Annotated in this window: 11 protein-coding genes and 1 pseudogene; 5 read left to right on the forward strand and 7 right to left on the reverse strand. The window is 70.7% G+C overall.

What is annotated here, in order from left to right:
- Positions 1–313: 313 nt before the first annotated feature.
- The 7 genes from AB0I73_RS39515 to AB0I73_RS39545 all read right to left on the reverse strand — a co-directional run bounded on the left by AB0I73_RS39515 (position 314) and on the right by AB0I73_RS39545 (position 4,971).
- Entirely contained in the window at positions 314–565 is a 252-nt protein-coding gene (locus AB0I73_RS39515; protein ID WP_363045228.1) for a hypothetical protein, read from the reverse strand.
- A 75-nt stretch (positions 566–640) separates the two neighbouring features.
- A complete protein-coding gene (locus AB0I73_RS39520) occupies positions 641–1,234 on the reverse strand; it encodes a hemerythrin domain-containing protein (protein WP_363045229.1) in 594 nt (197 codons plus the stop codon).
- A gap of 12 nt (positions 1,235–1,246) precedes the next feature.
- Positions 1,247–2,446: a hypothetical protein gene (locus AB0I73_RS39525; protein WP_363045230.1), complete on the reverse strand. Its 1,200-nt coding sequence runs from the start codon at positions 2,444–2,446 to the stop codon at positions 1,247–1,249.
- Between the two features lie 438 nt (positions 2,447–2,884).
- The gene (locus AB0I73_RS39530; RefSeq protein ID WP_363045231.1) at positions 2,885–3,337 is read right to left on the reverse strand and encodes a DUF6098 family protein; all 453 of its coding nucleotides are present in this window, start codon (positions 3,335–3,337) and stop codon (positions 2,885–2,887) included.
- A gap of 22 nt (positions 3,338–3,359) precedes the next feature.
- On the reverse strand, positions 3,360–3,587 hold the full coding sequence (locus tag AB0I73_RS39535) for a DUF5133 domain-containing protein (protein WP_363045238.1): 228 nt from the start codon (positions 3,585–3,587) through the stop codon (positions 3,360–3,362).
- Between the two features lie 125 nt (positions 3,588–3,712).
- The gene (locus tag AB0I73_RS39540) at positions 3,713–4,129 is read right to left on the reverse strand and encodes a CBS domain-containing protein (protein ID WP_363045232.1); all 417 of its coding nucleotides are present in this window, start codon (positions 4,127–4,129) and stop codon (positions 3,713–3,715) included.
- A 632-nt stretch (positions 4,130–4,761) separates the two neighbouring features.
- Entirely contained in the window at positions 4,762–4,971 is a 210-nt protein-coding gene (locus AB0I73_RS39545; protein ID WP_363045233.1) for a DUF6207 family protein, read from the reverse strand.
- Between the two features lie 386 nt (positions 4,972–5,357).
- Between AB0I73_RS39545 and AB0I73_RS39550 the strand changes: the two genes are divergently transcribed.
- From AB0I73_RS39550 to AB0I73_RS39570, 5 genes and pseudogenes are all read left to right on the forward strand, one after another.
- Complete coding sequence (locus AB0I73_RS39550) at positions 5,358–5,597, forward strand: hypothetical protein (protein ID WP_363045234.1); 240 nt, start codon at positions 5,358–5,360, stop codon at positions 5,595–5,597.
- Positions 5,597–5,974, forward strand: a complete 378-nt coding sequence (locus tag AB0I73_RS39555) for a fic family toxin-antitoxin system, toxin component (protein ID WP_363045235.1) — start codon at positions 5,597–5,599, stop codon at positions 5,972–5,974. Before AB0I73_RS39550 ends, AB0I73_RS39555 begins: the two co-directional genes overlap by 1 nt.
- 194 nt (positions 5,975–6,168) lie before the next feature.
- Positions 6,169–6,354: a hypothetical protein gene (locus tag AB0I73_RS39560; RefSeq protein ID WP_363045236.1), complete on the forward strand. Its 186-nt coding sequence runs from the start codon at positions 6,169–6,171 to the stop codon at positions 6,352–6,354.
- A gap of 65 nt (positions 6,355–6,419) precedes the next feature.
- Positions 6,420–6,626 carry a hypothetical protein gene (locus AB0I73_RS39565; RefSeq protein WP_363045237.1) on the forward strand — a complete coding sequence of 69 codons (207 nt, stop codon included), beginning with the start codon at positions 6,420–6,422 and terminating at the stop codon, positions 6,624–6,626.
- Between the two features lie 167 nt (positions 6,627–6,793).
- A pseudogene (locus AB0I73_RS39570) lies at positions 6,794–6,994 on the forward strand (HNH endonuclease); the annotation flags it as partial.
- Positions 6,995–7,091: the final 97 nt, after the last annotated feature.

Consider the following 7,091-nt stretch of genomic DNA (forward strand, 5'->3'; position numbering starts at 1 on the left):
TTGCGCCAGGTCCGCATGTCCGGCCCGCTTGCCCGCCTGCCGCCCGCGAGACCGTCCGACGGCGTTGTCCCGTGGGCCGACCGGCCCGGGGTGATCTCGTGGTTGATCGTGCCGGGGAGGGGATCGCGCGGGTCGTCCGCGCCGCCGCCGTACAAGCGGCTCTACCTTGATGATCTCGGCCGGGTGCCGGGGCCCCTGGTACGACGGCGGCGCGCTGTCCACGAACGGCCCCTTTCCAGCATGACCACTCAGAAGATCATTTCACCCGGTCAGCCAATGTGACAGTGCCGGTTGGCGTGTTCGTGGCCGGCGTTCAGGCGCCAAGTTTGTCGACGGCGTCCTGGAGCGATGCCGCCAGTCGTGCGACGTCCTCGCCCGTGGGCGAGGACGTACCGAGCCGTTCCACGAGTTCCGCCCGCGACAGGAGCACGGCCGCACCGTGCCACTGGTCGCTGTCGAGGGCGGACTGCTCGACCACCTGAGCCCTGCCCTCCACCAGCAGCAGGACGGTGTCGTCCCGCGGAGCGTCCAAAAGTTTCCTGAGCAAGGACTCGTCGATTTTCATGCGCTCTCCTTCACCTGCCGTGCTCGCCCGCGTTGCCCGGCCGGCGCAGTGCCCGGCTGAACCCCGCCTGCCCTCTCAGCCGTCCTTGCCCATGGCTTTGCGCACGGCGTCCCTGGTGCGGTCCATGAGGGCGGCGACGGGTCCGAGCGCCACGTTCTTCGCCGCGGACTCCACGCCCGGGTGCGGCCGGGTGGGGGCCATCGCCTCGGCGGCCTTGATGGCCCTGGCCATCGCGGCCAGCCGGGCGGGGTCGGCGTTGCGGCGGAGGTGGCTGAACTCGTAGCGCTCCTCGGCCCGGGCGTGCTCCTGGACGTCCCGGCGCAGCCTGCGCAGCCGGGGCAGGAACGTCGGATCGTCGGTGTCCATCTCGTCGAGGGGCGCGAGGGTTTCCTTGGCCGCCTTCTCCTCGGCGAGGCGTTCCTCCACGACCTGCTCGCCGCCCGGCAGCGCCCCTCGGGCGAAGGGGTGGACCACCTCCTCCTCCGCGGTCTCGTGCACTGCCAGCAGCCGCACCAGGCGGCGGAAGGCGTCCCGGCGCTCCGTACCGGTAGCGGCCTCGACCTCGTCGAAGAGGTTGCGGATGTCGCCGTGCTGGCGCATCAGCAACGCGACCACGTCGTCGTCCATGGACCTGTCGTTCCCGGCGTGCGGGGTGTGCAACTCCGACATGGCGGCTCTCCCCTACTTCTCGCGCTGCGCGGGGTCGGGGTGCTCGCCCTCGGTCTGCACGCGGTACTCGCGGCCGAACATCTGATCGTGTTCGGCCATCACCCGGTCGCTGGGGGGCGCCTCGCCGCCGTGGATCTGCTCCTGCATCCTCTCGAACCGCTCGTGCGCCTCACGCACGTAGCCGGCCCCGAGCGTGGTCAGGTCCATCTGGGTGTCCAGCAGCTCGCGCAGGTAGCCCTTGTTGGGCTCGAAGGTGAGCACGTTCGGCAGCTCGGGCGCTAGCACCGAGGCGGGGTCGCGGCCGTCGTGCCGGCGCATCAGGTCACAGGCGGCGTGCAGGTGCTCCAGCTCCATGTTCAGGTGCAGCTCCCAGATCGCTTTCACCCTCGGGTCGCTCTCCTGCTCCATGAAGGAGTGGTACAGGTAGCACTCGTTGTACTCGTGGTTCACGAGCTGCTCCCACCACGTCTCGCCCGGGTCCACCAGGGACTCGTAGTGGGTGACGTGCTCCTCCTCGATCAGCCCGATCTCCTGGTAGAGCTGGCGGGCGATCGGCTCCATGTAGGTGGGGCCGGTGTTCATGTAGAAGTTCATGGTCTGCTGCTCCGCCGACATGATCGTCAGCGCGTGCAGCTTCGACAGCGGACTCGCGGTGCCTTTGTCGTACGGGTCGCGGACGTTGTCGACCGGGTCGCGGTGGTGGAACCGGGTGGGCCGGCCCGGCATGACCTCGGTCAGGTTGTCGACGATCGACTCCGCCTTGCGGTGCTCGATCATCTCGTACAGGTTCGCGTACCGGTACAGGTGGTCGAAGTCCTCCAGCACCCCGAACTGGTAGGCCTGCTTCAGATACGGGTCCGGCTCCATCCGCGCCACCCACGCCGTCAGGTCGACGGCGACCTGCTCGTAGGCGATCGTCGTCTCCAGCACCGAGGAGACGCCGGGCAGGAGCCAGTTGACGGCCTTCTGCTGCTGCGCCTCGATGTAGCGCACCCGCGCCAGCTGCCGTTTGATCTCCGGGTCGGCCGTGTGGCGGGCGAGCTGGTGGCTGAACAGGATCGCCTCCACCTCGATGCCGTTCATGGTGATGATGCGGCAGCGGGTGTAGGGGTCGCAGTGGTCCGGGTCGATCGGGTCCACGTTCAGCTCACGCCAGCTGCGCAGCTGGCGGTCCAGCGGGATGCCCCGCTGCTCCAGGGGATTGAACGTCATGGGGGCGCCTCCTGAGAGCGAGGGGGAATCGCGCACGGCCGGGAGTGCCCCGGTGCGGGCGGCGAGCACGGAACCGCCCTGGCAGTTTTCCGTCATGTGCGCATTCGGGCCACCGTTCGCGCCCCCAGGCCGCAGGATTCCCTCTGGTGGGTCAACCGAGAGGCCAGCCGGCTCGGCATATGCATGTCCGAAATTCACCCCCGGCTTCTTCCGTAATCCTCGACATCAGCCGTATCACCGGCCTCAGAATGTCCCGCGCCATGCCCCCGTGGGCGGAGTTCCTCCACTGGATCGGCGAGTTCCGAAAGGCTCCCTCTCCTTCGAACCGCCAAGGCCTGGGTGGCCGGCTTCCTGGTCACCGCAAGGACCGTTTGACGGGACCTGGACCGGTCGTCGTCGGTGTCACGTCCGCCGACGACGGGCGGGCGGTGCTGCCTGTCACGTCGTTCCGTTGCGGTCGAGGGGGCCCCAGCGCCCAGGCTGGTCGGTGACGACGTGGCGGGCCTCGTCGATAACGCGGTCGGCGATCCAGCCGAGCGGTTCGACATCTGTCACCAGGGGTTCGTTGTCCGGCCCCCGGGCAGCTTCGGAGCCGTGCAAGACCCAGGGCCGGGTGCGGCGGTCCTTCACGCGGGGAAGGTGGCAGTAGTCGTACAGCCGCCGCGCGACCCAGATGCGCACGGGGCGCTCTCCCCACCAGGCCTCGACGTCCAGAGGGCTGGCCGACAAGCCCGGCAGTTTCACTCCGGTCAGGTCGTCCGTGCTGGTCACCTCGGGCAGGTCGCGTTCCGGGCCCCGGGACCAGCGCACGTACAGTCCGCGGCGGCTGGTGACCAGCCGGGTCAGTTCCTCAAGGCTGGTGAGAGTCGGCAGGTTCGCCGTGGTGCTCATGGGGGGTCGATGCGAGCAGTGGTCAGGCCGTGAGGAGGGAGTCGTCCTCGGTGCGGGCGCCGGGAAGCTGATGGCGGGCGGCGATGAGGGCGGCGTCGATGTCGCGGGTGCCGGTCGACACGCACAGCGTGTAGGCGACGTCGTCCATGCGCTGGCGCACCTCCGGGCTGCCGTCCTCGGCGTGCAGGATGCGCAGCGCGTCGTGCTGCTCGATCAGGTTCCGCAATACCGCGGGGTGTGCCATGAGTATCGGGAGCCTCCCTTTTCGCCGCCATTCACAGGGGTGGTACACCGCCCCGTGTGCCCCGGACCCGGGCCACCATGCCGGTGCCTTTCCGGCGGGCGGCCCGCGCCCCAGGGGCACCAGCCGGATGGTCAGTCGGTGGACAGGGCCTGGAGCAGGTCGCCGACCTTCGGGTCGGGCAGGGAGCGGGCCACGTCGGCCTGCGCGACCATGCCGACCAGGTCGTGCCCGTCGCTCACCGGCAGGCGGCGCACCTTGTGCTGGATCATCGTGCGCAGCATCTCTTCCGCGTCGTCGTCGGCGCCGATGGTGACGGCCTCGCCCCGGGCGAGGTCACCGGCCGGACAGGAGGCGGGATCCTTGCCCGCGCCGAGGACCTTCACCACGATGTCCCGGTCGGTGAGCATGCCCTTGAGCTTGTTGTCGGTGCCGCAGATCGGCAGCGCGCCAACCTCGAGGTCCTTCATCGTGCGGGCCGCGTCCAGCGCCGTCTCCTCGGCGCCGAGGCACTCGGCCCCGCCGGTCATGACGTCCCGCGCCGTCGTCATCAGATCCCTTCCTGTAGCTGGGTGCTCCGTACCTGCGCCCTCGCGAGCGGTAATGCCACGCGGTCTGGGCAGGTGTGGCATGTGTTCCCGGACGCCGCCAGCGGTAACGAAGCCGTCAGCGGCCGCACAGTCCGATGGCCCTGCGAAGCGGCGAGCGGTGCGTGAAAGCCGGAGCGCGATCGTCGACGGTTCGGGCTGTGCATGGCATCGTCTGCGGCCCACGGGCACATGCAGAACGAGAGCCCGAGTGACCGGACGGATCGGGCGCCTGTGAGCGCTCCCTCGCCGTCAATGCGCTCCAGCTGATCAGCTCTAACGTCACCGACTTCCCTACCGCCTGTCTGGCAAAGCGGCTGGGGCAGACGTCGTATCACCGTTCGAACGGCGGTCGCCGAGGCAGGAGTACGCCTTTTCCTGCTTCGCGGCTTCCTGAGACACATTCAAGGCGTCTGGAGAACTGTCCCAACTCGGCTCGCTCGCCCAGCCCGGCCGCAGATCAGGCTCGGGTACGGGAGTGCTCAGCATCGGCTCCGGCACCTTCCACATCACACCGGATTCCTTCCCCCAAGAACCCCGATGCTGTCCGGCCTGCTGCGAGCCGGCACGAGGAAGGCGAACACGCCTTCGCCGGTCTACGCGTCGGACCGCTGGCGCAGGTCCAGGAAGCAGCGCAGCCGTACACCCGGCTCGCCCGGTTCGTGGGTCGTGCGGTCCGCCGGCGCAATCACCCACCGCGAGGCGAGCAGCTCCTGGACCGCGAACGCCGTCTCGCCATCGGCAGCCGCCACCTCCACCACCGCAAGTCCCGGCTCCACCACATGCGCGTCGTTGAGCGGCCTCATACCCGGCACGACGCTCCAACGCCTGCCGAAGTTCTCCCGCCCGCGCAGCGTCACCGACCGGGTCCGGCCGGACGCGCGTGCTGACCTTCCGCCGCGTGATCGCGTGGCCGGACGAGGCCGGAGCAGCCCGCTCCTCCCCGGCCGCCCGCCAACCGGCCACGTTCGACCGCGATGCGCTGCAGGAAGGCCGTGCCGCGCCTGTTCCGCCCCTCGTCCCGCCGGCCGGAACTGAGTATCCGCTTACCTCGAGGTCGCAGGTCAGAGGCCAGAGAGGGCCGGATGCACCTTTGTGCGTGCGGGTCCTTTGCCTCGGACGAGGACGGGCGGGACACGCCGCTCCGGCGCGGCCGCCCGAACATTGCGGTAACAGCTGTTACCATGCGGGTATGGCAAAGACACAACTGGGCGCCCGCGTGGACGAGGACGTCGCGGAACTCGCCAAGAAGCGCGCCGCCGACCTGGGACTGAGCATCGGCGACTACCTCGCCCGGCTGGTACAGGACGACGCCAGCGGCCTGCGCGCCCGCGCGGTGGACGCCGCCGCCCGCTTCCTGACCGACCACCAGGCACTCTTCGACGAAGCCGAAGACGCCCGGCACACGCCTCGGGGAGCGCGCGCCGCCTGATGGACCTGCACATCGACGTTCCCTGGATCCTGCAGGTCGCCGAGGCCGCCGGGGTCAACGATCCGGCCCCCGACGACTACGGCGTCCCGGTCTCGGCGGTCGCCCGCCACCGGGCCGAACTGTTCGAGCAGCCCGTCTACGACGGCCCCTACGCCAAGGCCGCCGCCCTGGTGCACACGCTGGGCCGGTGCCGCTGGCTGGAGCGCTCCAACCTGGCCGTCGCCGCCGCCACCGGCGTCATGTACCTCGAGGCCGCCGGGATCACCGTCAAGCCCGCCCGCGCGGACGCCGTCGCCCTCAAGGACCTGCTCCTGGACCCGGCCTGCACCGCCGGGAAGATCGCCGCTCTGCTGCGGACCTGGCCCACCACCACCTGACGCCTGCAGGTGCCCGGCGCCGCCTCTTCGGGGCGCCGGGCGCAGCACCGCCCGCGCAGAGTGGCCCGGCCCCTGTACCGATGTGCCCAGCTGTGGGCCGGGGCGCCCGCCGGAGGAACCGTGCAGTTCACCGTCCCGCCCGCCCATGCGCAGCCGACCGCCGCCCGGCCACCCGACAGAGAGCAGAGCCCGCCGTGCTCCGGGAGACCCCCGTCTACAGCCGCCTCGTCGCCGAGCGCGGCGACGTCCCCGCCCAGGTGCGCGGGGAAGCCGATCGCATCCGCCGCGACCTGGCCCGGGTGATGCCCGCACCGCCCCCCGCCCCCGGCCCGAGGGTCCCGCCCGCCGCCCCGGCCGGTCACCGGAACGTCCTCCGCTAGGTGGCACTCCCGCGCGGGCGCCGTCCTGGTGGCGGGCGGCTGCCCGCCCGAGGGAGGCTGGCGGGATGAGCCCCGGTTCCGACCGGCGTTATCACCTGACCCTGACCGCGGCAGGCCGCCCGACGATGCACGGCTGGTGGGGCAGCGAGGCCACAGCCCGCAACAAGTTCGTCCTCTGGGTCGGCGTGTACGGTGCGCTGCCGGACGCCCAGGTCACCCTGGTCGATGCGGAGACCGGAGCCGTGCTGAGGGTGTGGCCAAACGAGAGGTGACCCCGCCCGTCATGGTCCGGCGCCGAGCCCAGGACCACGTGCAACCGCGACGCGCGCAGGAAAAAGGAGGACGCCGCGCCTGTGCCGGTATGACCATTGCACCCACACGGGCGGCGCACTCGGCAAACAGCCGATCACGCCCCGCCGCGGGCCGCTATCAACGGCTCATGCTCACCACCGTGCTGCGCGGCCTGGCCGCCGCCTCCCTCGCCGCCCTGCCCCTCACGCTCCCCTCTCCCGCACACGCCGCGGAGACGCTCCCGCTGGCCGAGGCCGTTACCCGTCTGCCGGTGGGCACCGAGTCCCGTGACGGCTACGACCGGGGCGCCTTCCGCCACTGGAATGCCGGCACCAACCCGTCCGACGGCACTGATGCCCCTATGGATGTCAAGTAGCGATTGCGGCACGTGCGCGGCTGGCTGCGGGGCTCGGAGTGGCGATGAGCTGGTAGACCTCCCGTGCGAT

The sequence above is a fragment of the Streptomyces sp. NPDC050388 genome, from assembly GCF_040655635.1.
GTDB lineage: Bacteria > Actinomycetota > Actinomycetes > Streptomycetales > Streptomycetaceae > Streptomyces.